At 66.3% G+C, this 18,103-nt stretch carries 18 protein-coding genes; 12 read left to right on the forward strand and 6 right to left on the reverse strand.

Annotation, left to right across the window (positions count from 1 at the left end):
- Positions 1 to 6 precede the first annotated feature (6 nt).
- Positions 7 to 1,047 carry a rod shape-determining protein gene (locus tag AC6UUM_RS06595; protein ID WP_500804535.1) on the reverse strand — a complete coding sequence of 347 codons (1,041 nt, stop codon included), beginning with the start codon at positions 1,045 to 1,047 and terminating at the stop codon, positions 7 to 9.
- 238 nt (positions 1,048 to 1,285) lie between these two features.
- Between AC6UUM_RS06595 and mutL the strand changes: the two genes are divergently transcribed.
- From mutL to bfr, 3 genes are all read left to right on the forward strand, one after another.
- The gene (gene mutL, locus AC6UUM_RS06600) at positions 1,286 to 3,103 is read left to right on the forward strand and encodes a DNA mismatch repair endonuclease MutL (protein ID WP_500804536.1); all 1,818 of its coding nucleotides are present in this window, start codon (positions 1,286 to 1,288) and stop codon (positions 3,101 to 3,103) included.
- A 103-nt stretch (positions 3,104 to 3,206) separates the two neighbouring features.
- Positions 3,207 to 3,380 (forward strand): (2Fe-2S)-binding protein, encoded by a 174-nt coding sequence (locus tag AC6UUM_RS06605; RefSeq protein WP_500804922.1) that lies wholly within the window; start codon positions 3,207 to 3,209, stop codon positions 3,378 to 3,380.
- A gap of 121 nt (positions 3,381 to 3,501) precedes the next feature.
- Positions 3,502 to 3,981 carry a bacterioferritin gene (gene bfr, locus AC6UUM_RS06610; RefSeq protein WP_500804537.1) on the forward strand — a complete coding sequence of 160 codons (480 nt, stop codon included), beginning with the start codon at positions 3,502 to 3,504 and terminating at the stop codon, positions 3,979 to 3,981.
- Between the two features lie 29 nt (positions 3,982 to 4,010).
- Here the strand turns inward: bfr and AC6UUM_RS06615 are convergent, their stop codons facing one another.
- The 3 genes from AC6UUM_RS06615 to AC6UUM_RS06625 all read right to left on the reverse strand — a co-directional run bounded on the left by AC6UUM_RS06615 (position 4,011) and on the right by AC6UUM_RS06625 (position 7,425).
- Complete coding sequence (locus tag AC6UUM_RS06615; RefSeq protein WP_500804538.1) at positions 4,011 to 4,880, reverse strand: DJ-1/PfpI family protein; 870 nt, start codon at positions 4,878 to 4,880, stop codon at positions 4,011 to 4,013.
- A 14-nt stretch (positions 4,881 to 4,894) separates the two neighbouring features.
- Positions 4,895 to 6,991, reverse strand: a complete 2,097-nt coding sequence (locus tag AC6UUM_RS06620) for a TonB-dependent siderophore receptor (protein ID WP_500804539.1) — start codon at positions 6,989 to 6,991, stop codon at positions 4,895 to 4,897.
- 68 nt (positions 6,992 to 7,059) lie between these two features.
- Positions 7,060 to 7,425 (reverse strand): hypothetical protein, encoded by a 366-nt coding sequence (locus tag AC6UUM_RS06625; RefSeq protein WP_500804540.1) that lies wholly within the window; start codon positions 7,423 to 7,425, stop codon positions 7,060 to 7,062.
- A gap of 163 nt (positions 7,426 to 7,588) precedes the next feature.
- Here AC6UUM_RS06625 and AC6UUM_RS06630 point away from each other — a divergent pair, with 163 nt between their 5' ends.
- Complete coding sequence (locus AC6UUM_RS06630) at positions 7,589 to 8,236, forward strand: superoxide dismutase (RefSeq protein WP_500804541.1); 648 nt, start codon at positions 7,589 to 7,591, stop codon at positions 8,234 to 8,236.
- 60 nt (positions 8,237 to 8,296) lie between these two features.
- Here the strand turns inward: AC6UUM_RS06630 and AC6UUM_RS06635 are convergent, their stop codons facing one another.
- Positions 8,297 to 9,394 carry a tetratricopeptide repeat protein gene (locus tag AC6UUM_RS06635; protein ID WP_500804542.1) on the reverse strand — a complete coding sequence of 366 codons (1,098 nt, stop codon included), beginning with the start codon at positions 9,392 to 9,394 and terminating at the stop codon, positions 8,297 to 8,299.
- Between the two features lie 251 nt (positions 9,395 to 9,645).
- On the opposite strand from AC6UUM_RS06635, the gene fabD reads away from it, so the two are divergent.
- From fabD to AC6UUM_RS06675, 8 genes are all read left to right on the forward strand, one after another.
- Positions 9,646 to 10,581, forward strand: coding sequence for an ACP S-malonyltransferase (fabD, locus tag AC6UUM_RS06640; RefSeq protein WP_500804923.1), 936 nt, complete (start codon positions 9,646 to 9,648; stop codon positions 10,579 to 10,581).
- Between the two features lie 92 nt (positions 10,582 to 10,673).
- Positions 10,674 to 11,414, forward strand: a complete 741-nt coding sequence (gene fabG / locus AC6UUM_RS06645; RefSeq protein WP_500804543.1) for a 3-oxoacyl-[acyl-carrier-protein] reductase — start codon at positions 10,674 to 10,676, stop codon at positions 11,412 to 11,414.
- Positions 11,415 to 11,909: 495 nt separating this feature from the next.
- Positions 11,910 to 12,149: an acyl carrier protein gene (locus tag AC6UUM_RS06650; RefSeq protein ID WP_500804544.1), complete on the forward strand. Its 240-nt coding sequence runs from the start codon at positions 11,910 to 11,912 to the stop codon at positions 12,147 to 12,149.
- A gap of 214 nt (positions 12,150 to 12,363) precedes the next feature.
- On the forward strand, positions 12,364 to 13,626 hold the full coding sequence (gene fabF / locus AC6UUM_RS06655) for a beta-ketoacyl-ACP synthase II (protein ID WP_500804545.1): 1,263 nt from the start codon (positions 12,364 to 12,366) through the stop codon (positions 13,624 to 13,626).
- An 11-nt stretch (positions 13,627 to 13,637) separates the two neighbouring features.
- Entirely contained in the window at positions 13,638 to 14,603 is a 966-nt protein-coding gene (gene mltG / locus AC6UUM_RS06660) for an endolytic transglycosylase MltG (RefSeq protein WP_500804546.1), read from the forward strand.
- A gap of 38 nt (positions 14,604 to 14,641) precedes the next feature.
- Positions 14,642 to 15,226, forward strand: coding sequence for a YdcF family protein (locus tag AC6UUM_RS06665; protein WP_500804547.1), 585 nt, complete (start codon positions 14,642 to 14,644; stop codon positions 15,224 to 15,226).
- Complete coding sequence (locus tag AC6UUM_RS06670) at positions 15,226 to 15,984, forward strand: lysophospholipid acyltransferase family protein (protein ID WP_500804548.1); 759 nt, start codon at positions 15,226 to 15,228, stop codon at positions 15,982 to 15,984. Before AC6UUM_RS06665 ends, AC6UUM_RS06670 begins: the two co-directional genes overlap by 1 nt.
- Positions 15,981 to 16,976 carry a DUF2125 domain-containing protein gene (locus AC6UUM_RS06675; RefSeq protein ID WP_500804549.1) on the forward strand — a complete coding sequence of 332 codons (996 nt, stop codon included), beginning with the start codon at positions 15,981 to 15,983 and terminating at the stop codon, positions 16,974 to 16,976. The genes AC6UUM_RS06670 and AC6UUM_RS06675 overlap by 4 nt, the downstream gene beginning before the upstream one ends.
- Positions 16,977 to 17,024: 48 nt before the next feature.
- On the opposite strand, the gene AC6UUM_RS06680 is transcribed toward AC6UUM_RS06675, so the two are convergent.
- On the reverse strand, positions 17,025 to 17,993 hold the full coding sequence (locus AC6UUM_RS06680; protein ID WP_500804550.1) for a CsgG/HfaB family protein: 969 nt from the start codon (positions 17,991 to 17,993) through the stop codon (positions 17,025 to 17,027).
- Positions 17,994 to 18,103: the final 110 nt, after the last annotated feature.

Below are 18,103 nucleotides of genomic sequence, written 5' to 3' on the forward strand. Positions count from 1 at the left end.
AGTGGGTTACGCCGTGATCAGCACCCCGCGGTACATCGGATCTTCCAGCGCACGGCCGGTGCCGATGGCAACGCAGGTCAAGGGTTCGTCGGCAACGCTCACCGGCAAGCCCGTGGCTTCACGCAACACGACATCCAGATTGGCCAGCAGCGCCCCACCGCCGGTGAGCACAATGCCCTGATCGACAATATCGGCCGCCAGTTCGGGCTGGGTGTTTTCCAGCGCGGCGCGCACGCCTTCGACGATGGTGGCCACCGGTTCGGCCAGGGCTTCGGCGATCTGGGCCTGGTTGATCTGGATTTCGGTGGGCACGCCGTTCATCAGGTCGCGGCCCTTGATGTCGATGGTGACGCCGATGCCGTCGGCCGGCCGCTTGGCGGTGCCGACTTCCTTCTTGATGCGCTCGGCGGTCATTTCGCCGATCAGCAGATTGTGGTTGCGCCGCACATAGTTGACGATGGCTTCGTCCATCTTGTCCCCACCAACGCGCACGCTGGTGGTATAGGCGAGGCCCTTCAGCGACAGCACGGCGACTTCGGTGGTGCCGCCGCCGATATCGACAACCATCGATCCAATTGGTTCGGTCACCGGCATGCCGGCGCCGATCGCCGCGGCCATCGGCTCTTCGATCAGATAGACCTGGGTGGCGCCGGCATTGTTGGCGGCGTCGCGAATGGCGCGCTTTTCGACGCTGGTCGAACCCGATGGCACGCAGATGACGATTTCCGGGTAACGGCCGAACCGGCTGGTCTGCACCTTCTTGATGAAGTGCTTGATCATCTGTTCGGCGACATCGATGTCGGCAATCACGCCATCGCGCAAGGGGCGGATGCATTCGACATTGCCCGGCGTGCGGCCCATCATCACCTTGGCTTCATTGCCGACGGCCTTGACGATCTTGTTGCCGCGGATGGTCTCGATCGCCACCACGCTGGGTTCGTTCAGCACGATGCCGCGCCCACGCACATAGACCAGCGTGTTGGCCGTGCCCAAATCAATGGCCATGTCCTGGGCAAGGAACGAAAACATGCGCGAAAAGACCGACATACTACAGGAAACCGCAGGCAGGAGGATGAGCAAGACGGGTCGCGGGGGCTCGCGAACAACCGACTCGGCTTTGGCCCTGTACGTCCGATTCGGCAAGCGTCAACACCGGCCGTCAACCACTGAAAAGTGCGTATGATCGCATCATTTCCGTCCGATTGTACCGATGTGGCGTGCGAAGCGTAGCCTTGGGCGTCCGCAGCGGCTGACATTGGGGCGGTTTGCGCCTAAACATGGGCGCGTGCCCATCCGCCGCCTCCCCGAAACATTGATCAACCGTATCGCCGCCGGCGAGGTGGTGGAGCGCCCGGCCAGCGCCGCCAAGGAATTGGTGGAAAATGCGCTGGATGCCGGCGCGCGCCATATCCGCGTGGTGCTGTCGAATGGTGGCATTGATGGCCTGGAGGTCGCCGACGACGGCAGCGGCATGGCGCCCGACCAATTGCGCCTGGCCATCGAGCGTCACGCCACTTCCAAATTGCCCGACGGCGATCTGTCGGCCATCGCCACCATGGGCTTTCGCGGCGAAGCGCTGCCGTCGATCGGCTCGGTCGCCACGCTGTCGCTGACCAGCCGGGCTGCGGGCGGTGAAGGCTGGGAACTGGTGGTCGATAACGGCCGCATCATCGCCGATGGCCCGGCCAGCGCTGCGCCCGGCACGGTGGCGCGCGTCGAAGGCCTGTTCGCAAACGTGCCGGCACGGGCCAAGTTCCTGAAATCGCCGCGCAGCGAGCTGGCGGCCGCCCACGATCACATCCGCCGGCTGGCGATGGCCAATCCGCAGGTGGGATTTGTGCTGGAACATGAAGGCCGCCGCCTGCTCAATCTGCCGCCGCTGCCCGACCAGTCCCCGGCCAGCAGCCTGGCGCGGCTGGCAGCGATCATCGGCGCGGATTTTGCCAGCAATGCCGTGGCGGTCGATCTGTCGCGTGATGGCCTGCATCTGGCGGGTCTCGCCGGGCTGCCGACCTGGAACCGCGGCGTCGCCGATCACCAATATCTGTTCGTCAATCGCCGCCCGGTGCGCGACCGCCTGCTGGTCGGCGCGGTGCGCGGCGCATATCAGGATCTGCTGGCCCGCGATCGCCACCCGGTGGTGGCCTTGTTCCTCGATGTGCCGCACGATTTCGTCGATGTGAACGTGCACCCGGCCAAGACGGAAGTGCGGTTTCAGGATGCGGCACATGTGCGCGGGATGATCGTGTCTGGGCTGCGGCGCGCGCTGGACGAGGCCGGCATCCGCGCCAGCAGCCGGGTGGCGCAATCGGCGCTGGCGGCGTTCGTCGCCGAGCCTGTGGCCTCGGCGTTCGTGGCGGAACCACAGCTGCCGGCGTTCGGTGCTACTGCGCCCCATGCTCCGGCCGCCGCGCTTGCCGAACCGCCGCGCCTGTTCACCGAACTGCCACCAGCCTTCCCGCCGGCCTTCGCCGCGCACATGCCAGCCCCGGCTGCGCCGCCATCTGGGCAGTTTCCGCAACAATATCCCTTGGGCGCGGCGCGCGGCCAGATCGCCGCCACCTATATTGTCGCCGAAACCGCGGACGCGCTGATCATCGTCGATCAGCACGCCGCCCATGAACGGCTGACGCTGGAGCGCATGAACAAGGCGCTGGCCGGCGGCGCGGTGCCGGCGCAGGCGCTGCTGGTCCCCGAAGTGGTCGAGCTCGACGAGATCGCGGCCGGCCGCATCGCCGCCCGTGCGCCCGAATTGGCCGAACTGGGCCTCGACATCGAAGCCTTTGGCCCCAACGCCATCCTGGTGCGTGCGACCCCGGCGATGCTCGGCGCCTGCGATGTGCGCGGGCTGATCACCGATCTCGCCGATGATCTCGCCGCCTTCGGCAAGGCGCTGTCGTTGAAGGAACGACTGGATGCGGTTGCTGCCACCATGGCCTGCCACGGCAGCGTGCGCGCCGGGCGCAGCCTGTCGGTCGCCGAAATGAACGCCTTGCTGCGCGAGATGGAAATCACCCCGCACTCAGGCCAGTGCAACCACGGCCGTCCGACCTGGGTGCGCCTGGCCAAGACCGATATCGAAAAATTGTTCGGGCGGCGCTGAAGCGCGCATTTGCTGTTGCGAACCACTTGCATTTGCCGTGCGCCTGGGTGATAACGCTTCGCAACAGCCGCTGGATGATCAGCGGGCGGAGTGGGGAACTGGCGTGTACGTCTGTGTCTGCAATGCCCTTAAGGAACGTGACGTGAAGCAGGCCGCCCGCGCCGCCGGCACATCCTGCCCGCGCGCGGCCTATGCCCAGTTGGGTGCAAAGGTGAAATGCGGCCAGTGCCTGCCGTTTGCGCGCGAAGTTGTCGCCCAGGCCAGCCCGTTCGCCTGACGGCGGCTCCCCACTGCTACTGCGAGTGCGTTGCACCTTCAAGTATCAGAAATCCCACGCTTTTTCTTGACGTGCGCCAAATCGGATGGCATCACTCCGGCATCAACGAAGGAGACACGCCATGAAGGGCGACGCCAAGGTCATCGATTTTCTCAACGCCGTGCTCAAGGGCGAATTGACCGCGGTCAACCAATATTGGTTGCATTACCGCCTGCTCGACAATCTCGGCATCAAGCGTCTGGCCCATTACGAGCGGCACGAATCCATCGAGGAAATGCAGCACGCCGACAAGTTGATCGAGCGCATCTTCTTCCTCGACGGCTTCCCCGCCATGCAGGCGCTGAACCGCCTGCGCGTCGGCGAGACGGTGGAGGAAGTGCTCGCCGCCGATCTGGCGCTGGAATATGAAGCCATCGCCCTGCTGCGCGACGCGATCCAATATTGCGAAACCGTGCGCGATTACCCGTCGCGCGACCTGTTCGCCGAAATCCTGCGCGCCGAGGAAGAGCATGTCGATTTCATCGAGACGCAGCAGACGATGATCAGCCAGATGGGGCTGCACAATTATATCCAACTGCAATCGAAGCCGGCGGGGGAGTGACCGCCGCCGGCTTCGATTGATCGGCAGCCTCAGGCCAGCGCCCGGAACTTGTCGGCCAGCGGCGCAAACATCGTGCCCATCATGCCGCCGACGTCGGCCGGCGCGGTCGCCATGGTGCCAGCATTGTAGGGCGGCACCGGCGCATATTCGGCTTGCAACATCAAGGCCTTGGCATAGGCCGGCCCACGAAGCTGGGCGACCAGTGCAATGGCAAAATCCATGCCCGCCGTCACGCCGGCCCCGGTCAGCACATTGCCGTCGCGCACCACCCGTTCATCAACCGGGATGGCACCAAAATCGGCCAGCACCGGCCGCACCGCCCAGTGCGAGGTGGCGCGCTTGCCCTTCAACAGGCCGGCGCGGCCCAGCACCATGGAACCGGTACACACGCTGGTGATGTGCTTGGCGCGGCTCGCCCGGTCGCGGATGAAGGCCATGGCGGCGGTGTCCGCCATCAGCTTCAGCGTGCCATCGGTGCCGCCGGGGATGAAGATCACATCCAGATTGCGCGGGGCGGACGCCATCGTCATGGTCGGCTGGATGGCGAGACCGAGATCGGACGCCACCGGCGCCAGATCCTGGTTCGGCGTGATCAGATGCACCTTGGCGCCGAACATGCAGGCAAAGAAATAATGCGGCCCCACCAGATCAAGCGCGGTGAAGCCGGGGTAGAGGATCATCCCCACCTCCTCCTGGCCCCACAGGCCAAGGCCGAGCACTTTTTCCATTTCGCCCATATGATTGTCGGCCATGGCCTTCTGCTCGGCAGCGCTGGGATTGGCCGGCGCGGCCGCCCCCTGTCCCTGCTGCGCCGCTATCGCCTTTTCCAGAGCCAGGAATGGCGCCAGCAGCGCCGCCGTCGTCAGCCCGCCGGCCAATATGTCGCGTCGGTTCGTCATCGCGTCTTCTCCCTTCACAGCGCCACGCCCAGCGTGACGAAGGCCGCCCGCGGCGCGCCCGGCATCACCACATCCTGCGCCAGATACTGCCAGGGCAGCACATAGCGGCGGTTCAGCAGGTTGGTGATGTTCACGCCCAGCGTCACCGGGCCGAACTGCTTGCTGGCCTGGGCATCCACTGTGGCCCAGCCCGGCACCGGCGCGCCGCCCAGTGCCGCCGGCGCGGACGAGGCGGCGCTGATGCCAGCCCCCACGCCCAGGCCCTTCAGGCTGCCCTCCGTCACCCGATAGCGCAGCGCCAGCCGCCCGGCATGGCGCGGCGCGCGGGCCAGGCGAGCACCGGCGGCAAACACGCCGTCCTGCGTCACCCGTGCATCGGTGAAGCCATAATTGGCGATCACCGACCAGGCCGGTGTTGGCTCCCAGATCAGATCGGCCTCGATGCCTTGCGCCAGTTGCTCCCCGGTCTGGATTTGCAGGAAGGGGTTGGCGGGATCGGCGGTGGGCACATTGCGTCGCCTCAGATCATAGGCGGCGATGCTGCCTGACAGGCCGATGGCCTTGGCATCGAATTTCACGCCGGCTTCGAAACTGCGTGAGGTTTCCGGCACCGGGGCGGTGAGCCCGAAGAAATTGGTGGTGCCGCGAAAGCCGGTGGCCCAGCCGCCGAACAGCGCCACCCCTTCGGCCAGCTTCACCGTCGCCCCCAGCCGTGGGTTCACCTTGCGATAGGCCCTGTCCACCGTGCCGCCCGCACGTTCCTGATAGGCAAATTCCGTCCAGCGCAGCGAAGCCAGCAGCGTCACCGGGCCGATGCTGGCCTGATCCTGCACGAAGGCGGCTGTGGTGCGATAGCGGTCGGTCTGGCGGCGTGGGCCCAAGGCAGGCACCGCGCCAAAATTCAGCGGCGGCTGCGCCGGGTTGGCCAGATCCTGCACGCCCACCGGCACGAAGTTGAATCCGATACCGGCATCATAACGCGTGTGATCATATTGCACGCCGGCCACCAGCACATGGTCAACCGGGCCGGTCGCCAGCTTCGCGGTGAGACTGGCATCCACAGTGGTTTCCGACACATCGGTGGGCAGATAGGCGGTGATGATCGGATATTGCGTGCCGGTGGGCGGAAAGAAGCCGGCAAAGAAGGTGCTGCCATATTCGTCGAAGCGGCTGTCGAAATGGCGCACCCGGATATTGGCGGTCACCGCATCGGAAAAGCGGTGATCCAGGCTGGCGGTGCCGACGCTGTTGCGGACACGGGTGCGCGGCTGGCCGGCCGGCGCGCCAACGAACTGGCGGCGGTCCACCGCCGGCGTGTCGATCTGGCCAAGCGGCAGGCCGGCATATTCCAGCTGGCGCACCAGGCTGTAGCTGCCGATCAGGGTCAGGCTGGTGTCTGCGCCCAGATCCAGCCGCAGGCTGGGGTTGATGGCGATGCGGTTGGCGTTGACCGCCGCAATCCAGCTGCCCTCGTCCTGCACCTCGGCGGTGATCCGAAAAGCCCCGATGCCGGCAATCGGCTGGTTGAGATCGACATTGCCGCTGATCGTATCGAAACTCCCGCCGCGCAGCTGGGCGCGATAGCTGGCCGTGTCGGTCGGGGTCTTGCTGACGAGATTGATCAGGCCGCCCACCGGCGCGCCCAGCCCGCCGCCGAACAATGTGGCGGTGGGCCCCTTGGCCACCTCGATCCGGCTGTAGGCGACCAGGCTGGCCGGATCGATGACGGCGGTGGCGCCATAGGCCGGCAGGCCATCGATGAAGATATCCGCACCAAAACCGCGAACAATCGGGTTCGCCAGCACCGCCTCGCCCGGCTGGGCCGGCACGGTGCCCGAAATATTGCGCAGGGCATCGGCCAGCGTGCGCAGATCCTGTTCACGGATCAGGGTTTCGTTCAGCACCTGCACCGATTGCGGCACCTCGATCAGCGGCACATCGGTGCGCAAGGCGGTGGTGGTGGCGGCAGCATAGCCGGGGCGCTGGGCCGTGACGACGATCTCCGGCGTGCGCCAGGCGGGGCTGGCTTCGGCTTGGGCGCGGGCAGAAATTGGGAACAGGGCAGCAGCGGCCGTGGCCAGCATGGCCCCGCGAGCAGTGTAAACAGACATGGAATGGATCCTGAATCAGAACAGCATGAGAATCTGGCCGGCCAAGGACCGCCAGATGGTGCAAAGGTTCAGATCAGGTGCGGAGGACCCGTCGCCGGGGGTGTCGTCGCGTGATGGCGCGCCCGGATGATCGTGCCAGGCGGGAACGGCAGCGCTGCTTGCGCATGAACAATTGGCGCCGAAACCGAGGCCAGGGTCGGCAGATCGGCGATGGCGGCGCCAGCGAACGGACAGGCTGTCGGCGCCTCGTCGCCGTCGCTGCCATGCTGATCCTGCGCCTGCTTCAGCGCATTGACGAGGGCCGCAGCAGCCGGCTCATCCGCCATGGCCGCAATTGTCGCTGCGTCCACCACGCCGGCGCACAGCACCAGATGAAACCCGTCGGCGGTCATGCTTGGCATATAGCCGCGGGGCGCGGTCGCGTTGGCCATCATGCACAGCAGCATGATCGGCAAAACGCGCCAGAATTTAAGGCGGACGCACGACACAGACGCCGGCATAGGGGCAGACGATCAGACGATCAAGTCGGCACCGACGGCAGGATGGCACGAAATCGCTTCTCGGCTGTTGGTGGCGGGTAAACTGGAAGGAACCACCATGATCAGCCTGATGCCCCTGCCGTTCGCCGCCGATGCGCTGGCTCCCCTCATCTCGGCCGAAACCTTTGCCTATCACCATGGCAAGCATTTCGCCGCCTATGTCACCAAGGTGGGCGAACTGATCGCCGGCACCGATGATGCGTCGGCCGATCTGGAAACCATCATCGACAATGCCGACGAGGCCGACCATGTCGCGCTGTTTGATGCCGCGGGGCAGGCGTGGAATCACGGGTTTTTCTGGGCCAGCCTGGCGGCCCCCCCGTCTGATATGCCGTCCGATGCGCGGCCCGGCGGCGGGCTGGCCGAAGCGATCACGCGGGATTTCGGTGGGTTTGATGCCATGGCCGAGGCCTTTGTGGCGGCCGGCAAGGCCGAGTTCGGATCGGGCTGGGTCTGGCTGGTCAGCGATGCTGATGGCGCCTTGTCGATCTGTTCCACCCACGATGCGCTGCCGGTGTGGGTCGAACAGCCGGTGATGCCATTGCTGGTGTGTGATGTGTGGGAACACGCCTATTATATCGATTGGCGCAACGATCGCGGCGCGTTCCTGAAGGCGTTTATTGGCAATCTGGCCAACTGGCGCCACGCCGAAGCGCAATTTGCCGCTGCCATTGCCGATGACGAAGGCTGGCAATATCCGGCGTGACCGACACGAAACGGGCCGCCGTGGTGTCCCACGGCGGCCCGGATCATGCTGCAATCAGGCTCAGCCGCGGCTGGAGGCGTAAAGGCTCCACAGATCGGCGATGTCCTTCATGCCGCTCTTGTCCTGCACGCCCTTGAAACTGGCAACGGCCACGGATTTCTGGCCGGCCTTCACTGCCGCGATGCCCTTGAAGACGCGGGCATAATCGGCTTCGGGACCATTTGCGCCAATCGATTTGTCATAGGCGGCGATGGCCTTGGCATATTCGTTCAAGCCAAGCCAGGCGTTGCCGCCCTTGAAGGCGGTGGCCGGCGCGGTGGACAATTTGGCCGCTTCCGCGCCTTCGCTGGCAACGGCCTTGGTTGCTGCTGCGGCGAGCTTCTGGCTCATGGCATCACTGCCGCCACCGGCCTTGTCGAGTGCGGTCTTGGCGACAGCGGCCTGGCCGTTCAGAAGGGCGAGACGGGCGAAATCCTGATAATCAGCGGCGCGATCCAGCGATCCGGTGGTCATCATCAGATGATACAGCGCCAGTTTCGATTCCGAACGCATGTTGGTCTGCTGGAAATTGGTCAACAGCGCCTTCCAGCGCGCCGGCGAGGCATCGACCTTGATCAGCTTGGTCGTGGTGGCCAGATAGCCTGCCTTGTCGCCTGACTTGTACTGCGCGCCGGCCAGGTTTTCCAGATACAGCGCCTTGGCACCGTTGCTGGCAATCAGCTTGTTGTACGATGCGATGGCATCCTTGTGGCGGCCCTGCCGCGTGTAGGCCTGGGCCACCAGGATCTGCATGCCTTCGCCGCCGCAGCTCTTGGCGATGCTGACGGCCTTGTCGAGTTGCCCGGCCTGATAATAGAGCGGCGCCAACTGGTTGCACGGCGCGCCCACGTCCTGCAGCGCGGCCGCGGCTTCGGCGTAGCGGCCGACCGCCGTAAAGGCATAGCCAGCCATCTGCGCGGTCTTTTCCCGTTCTTCGGCCGACGATGCGGCGGCGCGGGCCTGGCCGATGGCGGCGGCAACGCCAGCGGCATTGCGCGACTTGGCAGCGGCAGCGGCGGCGTTCAGCGCCTTGCCAACGGCGGGCGACACGGCAGCCATCGCCGGCATGGCGGCGGCAAGCAACGGAACGGCAATCAACAGTCGGGCGGTTTTCAGCATTGTTCTTCCTTGGCTGTTGCAGACCCACGCCCGGTCAGTGGCAAGGAGGGTATGCGAAGCCGCAGCGCCGCCACCGAATCCCCCTTGCTTCCTCCCAAAGCAAGCCCGCTCCATTAGCGAATTGAAATGGCGGTGCAACGGGGCAAATCGCCGTAGGTGTGTCGCATGGTTGCGTGAGGGCGATGAAGCGCCTATCCGCCGCTGCGATCATGGCGGCCGGGCGGGGCCAGCATATCTTGGGGAGACCGACCATTCGCGCCTTCATCTTTCCGGGCCAGGGCAGCCAATCGGTGGGCATGGGCAAGGCCCTGGCCGAAGCCAGCCCGCACGCCCGCGCCGTGTTTGAAGAAGTCGACGAGGCGCTGGGCGAGCATCTGTCGCGCCTGATGTGGGACGGGCCGGAAGACGCGCTCACGCTCACCGCCAATGCCCAACCGGCGATCATGGCGCTCAGCATTGCCTGCCTGCGTGTGCTGGAGGCCGAAGCCAAAATGCGCCTGGCCGACAAGGCGGCATTCGTTGCCGGGCATTCATTGGGCGAATATACGGCGCTGTGTGCCGCCGGCAGCCTGGGACTGGCCGATACGGCGCGGCTCCTCCGGCTGCGTGGGCAGGCGATGCAGGCCGCGGTGCCACAAGGTGTGGGCGCGATGGCGGCGCTGCTGGGGCTGGATTTTGAAGCGGTGACGGCCGTGGCCGCCGAAGCTGCGCAGGATCAGGTGTGCGCCGCCGCCAACGACAACGCCAATGGCCAGGTGGTGGTATCCGGCCATGTTGAGGCCGTTGCCCGGGCGATGAACCTCGCCAAAGCCAAGGGCGCCCGCCATTCGGTGTTGCTGCCGGTGTCGGCGCCGTTCCATTGTGCGCTGATGCAGCCGGCGGCCGATGCCATGGCCGCGGCGCTGGCGGCCGCGCCGCTGCATGCGCCATCTGTGCCGCTGGTGGCGAATGTGACGGCGGCTGTGGTCACCGATCCCGACGACATTCGCCGCCTGCTGGTGGAACAAGTGTGCGGCACGGTGCGCTGGCGCGAATCGGTGCTGGCGATGGCCGATCTGGGCGTGACCGGCTTTGTTGAACTGGGCGGCAAGGTGCTGGGGCCGATGATCCGCCGCATCACGCCCGATGTGCCGACGATCACCGCCGTGGACATGTCCGGCCTGGAGGCGATTGCGAAGTCCTTGTAATTCCCTCTCTCCCTGCGGGAGAGGGCGACTCGCGCGCCAGCGCGGCGGGGTGAGGGGGTAACCCTTGCCGCAACATGAAGAGGAAACCCACCATGTTCGATCTGACAGGCATGACCGCGCTGGTAACCGGCGCTTCGGGCGGCATCGGCAGCGCCATCGCGCGCGCGCTGGCGGCGCAGGGCGCCCGCGTCGCGCTGTCGGGCACACGGGCCGAAGCGCTGGCGGCGGTGGCGGCAGACTGCGGCCCCGATGCGGTGATCCTGCCCTGCAACCTGTCTGATTCTGCCGCCGTCGATGCGCTGGTCGGCCAGGCGGTCGAGGCGCTGGGCGGCCGGCTGGACATATTGGTCGCCAATGCCGGCATCACCCGCGACAATCTGGCGATGCGGATGAAGGATGAGGAATGGTCGGACGTGATCCGCATCAACCTCGAAGCCACCTTCCGCCTGTACCGCGCTGCCGCGCGCCCGATGATGAAGCAGCGCTTTGGCCGCCTGATCGCCATTACCAGCGTGGTCGGCGTGACCGGCAATCCCGGCCAGGCCAATTATGCCGCCTCGAAGGCCGGCCTGATCGGCATGTCGAAAGCTTTGGCGCAGGAACTGGCGTCGCGGGCGATCACGGTCAATTGCGTGGCGCCGGGCTTCATCGTTTCGGCGATGACCGATGCGCTGCCGGAGGCGCAGAAAGAGGCTTTGACGGGGCGCATCCCGGCCGGGCGGCTGGGGGCGGGCGATGATATTGCGGCCGGCGTGGTGTATCTGGCGTCGAAGGAGGCGTCTTATGTCACGGGGCAGACGCTGCACGTGAATGGCGGGATGGTGATGCCGTGATGCGCCGCGAGCGCACAGCGCGAAGTGCTGTGCGCCGACAGGCGCGAACGCGGCCGGGCGGGCGGCGCGCGCTCCTGCGCGCCGAACCGCTTCGACCCCGGCCTTCGCCGGAGCAGGCTTGTGGCTCTGCCACGCACTTTCTTTTGCTTGCTTGAACGCCTTCAGCGGACTCGGCGGCTTTGCCGCCGGCCGCGTGAGCAAGAACCCCGCGCCATGGCCCTGGGGCCCGCGGCCGGCGGCAAAGCCGCCGAGTCCGCTGAGGTTTGAACAAAGGAAAAAGGAAAGAGCGTGGCGGAGCCACGCCGTCGAAGCTGTTCTGCCGGGCTGAGGCCCGTCAGCCAGCCCGGCCGAGCTTGCGCGAGTCCCCGCGCTGGCTGCGCCAGCACACTGGCCGCGCTACGCTCTTGCCACAATTTCGCCATCACGCTATCGCCGGCCCGTAACCGCTAACCAACCCACCGGCGAACACACCGCCGCAAACCTAGGGGAATGAACATGAGCGACGTCGCCGAGCGCGTGAAGAAGATCGTGGTGGAGCATCTGGGCGTGGAAGCCGAGAAGGTGACCGAAGGCGCCAGCTTCATCGATGATCTGGGCGCCGACAGCCTCGACACGGTCGAACTGGTGATGGCGTTCGAAGAAGAATTCGGCGTGGAAATCCCCGACGATGCCGCCGAAAAGATCCTTACCGTCGCTGATGCGATCGGGTTCATCGCGGAAAACAGCAAGGGTTGATCATCGGCCCGGGCAGGGGCGGGTGGAACCTTTGCCGGCAGTTCGGCGTTGTCTGCCGGATTGCGAGCGATGGGCCGGCCAGCAGCGCCGCCTGCGACATTCCGGCCCTTCGCTCAGCCTGAGCGGAGGGCCGTTTTGCGCTGGCCCGCCGCTTGTGAGAGAATAAGTCAGGGGTCGGCCAACACAGGCCGGACGCAAAAGAAGTGGAGCGCCAATGCGCCGTGTCGTGGTCACCGGGCTGGGTCTTGTCACCCCGCTGGGCAGTGATGTCGAAACCATCTGGGCCAATATATTGGCGTCGCGATCCGGCATCGGCCCGATCACCCGCTTTGATGCCAGCAACCAGGCGTGCCGCATCGCCGGCGAGATCAAGCCCGGCGACGGCAGCGGCATGACCTTCGATGCCAACAAGCGCGTCGATTACAAGGTGCAGCGCCAGGTCGATCCGTTCATCATTTTCGGCATCGATGCCGCCGGCCAGGCCATCGAGGATGCCGGGCTGACCGACATGACCGAGGAACAGCGGTTCCGCGCCGGTTGCTCGATCGGCAGCGGCATCGGCGGCTTGCCGGGCATCGAAGCCGAATTGATCGTGCTGCATGAAAAGGGCCCGCGCCGCGTGTCCCCCCACTTCGTGCACGGCCGGCTGATCAACCTGATCTCTGGCCAGGTTTCGATCAAATATGGCCTGATGGGGCCGAATCATGCGGTGGTGACGGCCTGTTCCACCGGCGCCCACGCCATCGGCGATGCGGCGCGGATGATCGCGCTGGATGATGCCGATGTCATGCTGGCCGGCGGCGCCGAAAGCGCGCTGTGCCCGCTCGGCATTGCCGGTTTCGCGCAGGCGCGGGCGCTTTCGACCAATTTCAACGACGATCCCACCCGCGCCAGCCGCCCGTGGGATCAGGCCCGCGATGGTTTCGTCATGGGCGAAGGCGCCGGTGTCGTGGTGCTGGAGGAATATGAACACGCCAAGGCGCGTGGTGCCAAAATCTATGGCGAGGTCATCGGCTATGGCCTCACCGGCGATGCCTGGCATGTGACGGCGCCGCACCCGGAAGGATCGGGCGCGTTCCGATCGATGGCGATGGCGCTGAAGCGCGCCGGCCTGAACCCGGAAGACATTGATTATATCAACGCCCACGGCACCTCCACCCCGATGGGGGACGAGCTGGAGCTGGGCGCGGTGCGGCGGCTGTTTGGCGATGCCATCGGCAATGTGTCGATGTCGTCCACCAAATCCGCCATCGGCCACCTGCTGGGCGGGGCCGGCGCCGTCGAAGCGATCTTCTGCCTGCTTGCCTTGCGCGACCAGGTGGCACCGCCGACGCTCAATCTCGACAATCCGTCCGAGGCTTGCATCGGTATCGATCTGGTGCCGCATGTCGCCAAACCCCGCCGCATCCGGGCCGTGCTGAACAACAGCTTCGGTTTTGGCGGCACCAATGCCACGCTGGTGATGCGCGGCGTTTGATGGCGTGACAGATGCGGCGCACGGGCCTTGCCTTTCTGCTTCTGCTGGCGCTGCTGGGCTTGCCGCTGGGGCTGGCGCCGTGGTTCGGCTGGGGAACGGCGCTGGGCGAGGCGGAGCCCTTCACCGTGGAAAAGGGCGCCAGCCTGATCCAGGTGGCGCGCGCGCTGGAGCGCAAGCAGATCATCCATTCGGCCGGGCAGTTCCGCGTACTGTCGCGGGTGCTGGGCAGCGATGCGCCGGTGCAGGCCGGCAATTATCGCCTGGCTACGGGCATGGCCTGGCGCGATATCCTGAAGATCCTGCAACAGGGGCGTACCGAGCATCAGGCGGTCACCATCCCCGAAGGCTGGCCGGCGGTGCAGGTGGCCGAACGGCTGAACGGCCTGCCTGGCCTGGCCGGCACGGTTGCGCCGCCGCGCGAAGGCAGCATCCTGCCCGACACCTATGACTATGAACCCGGCGAATCGCGCGCGACCGTGCTGGGCCGCATGCAGGCGGCCATGGCCAAGGCGCTGGCCGAAGAATGGCCGAAGCGCAGCAAAAATGCCGTGGTGAAATCCCCGGCCGAAGCGGTGATCCTGGCCAGCATCGTCGAGAAAGAAACCGGCAAGGCCAGCGAACGCCGGACGATTGCCGGCGTTTACAGCAATCGGCTGCGCACCGGCATGAAACTCGATGCCGATCCGACGGTGATCTACCCGATCACCAAGGGCAAGCCGCTGGGCCGCCGCATCCGCCGATCGGAACTGCAGCGCGATACCGGATACAACACCTATCTCAAACCCGGCCTGCCTGCCGGGCCGATCGCCAATCCGGGGCTGGCGAGCCTGAGAGCCGTGCTCGATCCGGCCGAGACGGACGCGCTTTACTTCGTTGCCGATGGCAGCGGCGGCCATGTCTTTGCCGCCACGCTGGCCGAGCAGAATCGCAACGTGCAGCGCTGGTTCGCCATCCGCCGCCAGCGCGGTGAGATGTGAGCCGCAAGCCGGCCTTGCGGACGCAATCGAATCGGCCAGTGCCGTTCCGCCCCGCCAGCGCTCGCAAGCGCCGCAGCGGTGCTTGGCTGTGGCTGGCGCGCCTCGCGGCGCTGCCGGTGCTCGGCTGGTGCCTTGGGCTGATCTGGTTCAGCCTGGCGCTGCCCGGCCCGGCGCTGCTTGGCGCCCGAACCGATGGCGTGGTGGTGCTCACCGGCGGGGTCGGCCGCTTCCGGCGCGGGCTGGCGGTGGTCGAATCCGGATCGGCGCGGCGCTTGCTGGTATCGGGGGTGGGCGCCAATACCAGCCGGCGCGATCTGGCCGGGGCGTTCGGCGTGGCCATGCGGCGGCTGCGCACCACCGATCTGGGCTATGAAGCCATCGACACGCGATCCAACGCCGAAGAAACCGCGCGCTGGGTGGCCAGCCACAAATTCACTTCGATCCGGCTGGTGACGTCGGCGGCGCACATGCCGCGCGCCCGGCTGGAACTGGCGCGGGTGCTGCCAGCCGATGTGGCCGTGCTGCAGGATGGCGTGCCGTCGGAGCCCAAGGCGCCGAGTGTGGCATTTGAATATTCAAAATATCTGCTGCGCCGCGCGGCCTTGCTGGCAGGTGTGGCGTGATGCAGCGGGCCGTGCTGGCACAGCCTGAGGCGCCGCCGGTGCTGGCCACCCTGGTGGCGTTCGTGCGCACCTGCCTGTTCCAGATCGCCTTCATGGGCGGATCGCTGGTGCTGGTGCCGCTGGCGCTGCTGCTGGGGCTGATCGTGCCAAAGGGTTCGGGCAGTGCGCTGCTCTATATCGGGCCGCAATTGTGGGCGGGCTGGTTCCGCTTGACCAGCCGCGTGGTGGCCGGGGTGCGCATCGAGATCCTCGGCCAGATTCCACCGGGGCCGCACCTGTTTGCCCTGAAACATGAAAGCGCGCTGGAGGCCATCCTGACGCTGTGGTGGTTCCACCGGCCGGCGGTGGTGATGAAGCAGGAATTGCGCGCCATCCCGATCTGGGGGCTGGCATCGGCGCGGCATGGATCGATCTTCGTTGATCGCAATGGCACCGCCGGGATGCTGCGCGAGATGATGCGGCAAGCGCAAGCGGCGGTGGCACAGGGCCGCCCGGTGGTGATCTTCCCGGAAGGTACGCGGGTGCAGGTGGGTGACATGCCGCCGCTCGCCGCCGGTTTTGCCGGCCTGTACAAGATGCTGAAGTTGCCGGTGGTGCCGATCGCGCTCGACAGCGGCAGCGTGTGGCCGAAACGCTTCATCAAATATCCCGGCACTGTGCACCTGAAGATTGGCGCATCGATCCCGCCCGGCCTGCCGCGCGCTGAGGTGGAGCTGCGGGTGCATGCCGCCATCAATGCCTTGCGGACGTCATCATGATCGAAAAAATTGCCGGCGCGCGCCGCTGGCCTTTGCTGCTGGCACTGTTGCCGCTGATCCTGGGGATCGCCGTCTATGGCCAGTTGTGGCGCGGCTGGGCCGGGCAGTTCGAAACCACGCTGGCCGGCTGGTTTTCAGGCCGCACCCCGGTGGTGAGCGGTTTTCCCTATCGGCTGGAAACCGAGCTGGACGACGTATCGCTGGCGCATGAGGGCGTGGTGGACCTGCGGGTGACGGCGCAGCGGCTGCGGCTCAACCGTGGGCCATGGCGGCCGGAATTGACGGTGGCGCAAGGCGAGGGGCTGGTGCTGTCCGCGATACTGCCCGGCCTGTCCCCGCGCATCACCGCGCCCGCCGGCACGGCGAGCCTGAAGCTGAACACGGATTCACGCGGGCAGACCAGGCTGGCGCGGCTGTCGATCGTGCTGCCGGGGGCGAGCGGCAGCATTGGTCTCGCCAGCGACGGGCCGGCCTTCCGCGCGGACAATCTGGAACTGCACACGCGCGAAATCGAACCGGCGGGCAAGCCGGCCACCAGCGACCCCAGCCTGCCGCCGCGCGGGCAACTGGTGATCGGCGCGCAGGTGCTGCGCATCGGCACCGGCGCGGCGATCAGCCTGGCCGGGGAGGCGAATGTGCGCGGGCCGGCACCGCTGCGGGCGTGGCGCGACTGGGCCGGCACCGGCAGTGTCGATCTGACCATCAGCGGCCGCGATGCAACTGGGGAATTGTTTGCGTTGAATGGCAGCCTGGTGCCGGTGGGTGCGGGAATGCGCCTTGCGGGCACGATTCGCACCGTCTGCCCGCTCAGCGTGCAGGCAGCACTGGTCGGGACTGCACCGCCTGCCGAACAGCGGCTGCGCGCGCCCATACAGCTGTCGATCGAAAGCCTGTTGCCGGCCGGCGGCGTGGTAACCCTGCAAGGCTTGCCCGCTGATCTGGCCACCCGCCCGCGCCGCGGCCAATTGCCGGCCTGCCCGCGCTTGCGCTGACGCAGCAGCACGGCCACCCACCAGGCGCGTGGCCGTGCGGTCGGCTTGTTATTTCGCAACCCCGATGGCGACTTCGCTCACCCAGCCCTTGGTGCCAAGCTCGTCGGTCACTTCCCAGAAACCGGCCTGCTTGTTGCCAGTGGGATAGAGCATGGCGCCGCCGTCGAGCGGCTTGATCACCTTGGCGCTGAGCATCGGGCCGCCAAACATGCGGCCGGCGTTCTTCATCACCACGGCCTTTTGCGGGGCCGCGCCGCCCACGGCGGCTTCCATGCCGCCCAGATTGGCGACCAGCTTGCCGAAGGCATCGAGATAGGCGAGCGCGACGACCTGTCCGATTTCCGATTCGGCATAGCCGCTGGCTCCGGCGCCGCCCAGGAAGCCGCCGGCAAAAATGCCGCCGCCGGCGCCAAAGCCGACATCGGTCTTGGTGGAGCGGCCTTCGGTGACGAATTCTTCTGACGATTTGTTGTTGACGACGTTGAGTACGACGTTGGCAGAACGCTTCTTGATATCGAGCCCGCCGAGCAGGGCGCCAGCGCCGCCGGGCACGAACGCGCCGAGCAGGCCACCGATCTTGAACCCGCCCTTGTTGGGATTGGCCGTCACGATATCGGGGATCAGCGTATATTCGGCTTCCACCATCTGGCCCTTGCCGATGGCGCCGCCGCCGCGCAATTCACCGCCCGATGCCAGCGAACGTTCGGCCTGCATGGCGGCCATGCCGCGCTGCGAGCGGTTGACCAATTTGAAGCAACCGGATTTCTGGGCATAGACGCGCAGCAAGGCTTCGGGTGAACCGAGGCCAAGATCAACCCACCAGCGGTTTTCCGGTTCGCTCAGGGCCAGCGTGCCGATCGGCTTTGCGCAGGTCGGCAATTCGGCCACCTTCTTGTCGCGCGCCTTTTCGATGCCGCCCTTGCGACCAGCGTCAATCTGCGCTGCGGCCGGGATGCTGGCCAACAGTGCCACTGCGGCGGCTATTGCAGCGACCGATTGAATCTTGTGCGTCATCATGAAAATCCCCGAACAGGTTGCAGCGGCAAAACATTCGTTGATGGCCTGCCGCCCAGCTACGCGACCCAAATCCCCAAGTTGCAATATCGCACGCCTGTCGGTGGATTTGC

This window comes from Sandarakinorhabdus sp., assembly GCF_987265915.1.

What these genes read in the sequence shown, in the direction of transcription:
- mltG (WP_500804546.1), top strand. Translation starts at nt 13,638, where the DNA reads ATGCGGCGCACGGGCCTTGCCTTTCTGCTTCTGCTGGCGCTGCTGGGC.
- AC6UUM_RS06675 (WP_500804549.1), top strand. Translation starts at nt 15,981, where the DNA reads ATGATCGAAAAAATTGCCGGCGCGCGCCGCTGGCCTTTGCTGCTGGCA.
- AC6UUM_RS06635 (WP_500804542.1), bottom strand. Translation starts at nt 9,394, where the DNA reads ATGCTGAAAACCGCCCGACTGTTGATTGCCGTTCCGTTGCTTGCCGCC.
- AC6UUM_RS06670 (WP_500804548.1), top strand. Translation starts at nt 15,226, where the DNA reads ATGCAGCGGGCCGTGCTGGCACAGCCTGAGGCGCCGCCGGTGCTGGCC.
- AC6UUM_RS06615 (WP_500804538.1), bottom strand. Translation starts at nt 4,880, where the DNA reads ATGACGAACCGACGCGACATATTGGCCGGCGGGCTGACGACGGCGGCG.
- AC6UUM_RS06620 (WP_500804539.1), bottom strand. Translation starts at nt 6,991, where the DNA reads ATGTCTGTTTACACTGCTCGCGGGGCCATGCTGGCCACGGCCGCTGCT.
- AC6UUM_RS06625 (WP_500804540.1), bottom strand. Translation starts at nt 7,425, where the DNA reads ATGATGGCCAACGCGACCGCGCCCCGCGGCTATATGCCAAGCATGACC.
- AC6UUM_RS06630 (WP_500804541.1), top strand. Translation starts at nt 7,589, where the DNA reads ATGATCAGCCTGATGCCCCTGCCGTTCGCCGCCGATGCGCTGGCTCCC.
- AC6UUM_RS06595 (WP_500804535.1), bottom strand. Translation starts at nt 1,047, where the DNA reads ATGTCGGTCTTTTCGCGCATGTTTTCGTTCCTTGCCCAGGACATGGCC.
- AC6UUM_RS06680 (WP_500804550.1), bottom strand. Translation starts at nt 17,993, where the DNA reads ATGATGACGCACAAGATTCAATCGGTCGCTGCAATAGCCGCCGCAGTG.
- fabG (WP_500804543.1), top strand. Translation starts at nt 10,674, where the DNA reads ATGTTCGATCTGACAGGCATGACCGCGCTGGTAACCGGCGCTTCGGGC.
- fabF (WP_500804545.1), top strand. Translation starts at nt 12,364, where the DNA reads ATGCGCCGTGTCGTGGTCACCGGGCTGGGTCTTGTCACCCCGCTGGGC.
- bfr (WP_500804537.1), top strand. Translation starts at nt 3,502, where the DNA reads ATGAAGGGCGACGCCAAGGTCATCGATTTTCTCAACGCCGTGCTCAAG.
- AC6UUM_RS06650 (WP_500804544.1), top strand. Translation starts at nt 11,910, where the DNA reads ATGAGCGACGTCGCCGAGCGCGTGAAGAAGATCGTGGTGGAGCATCTG.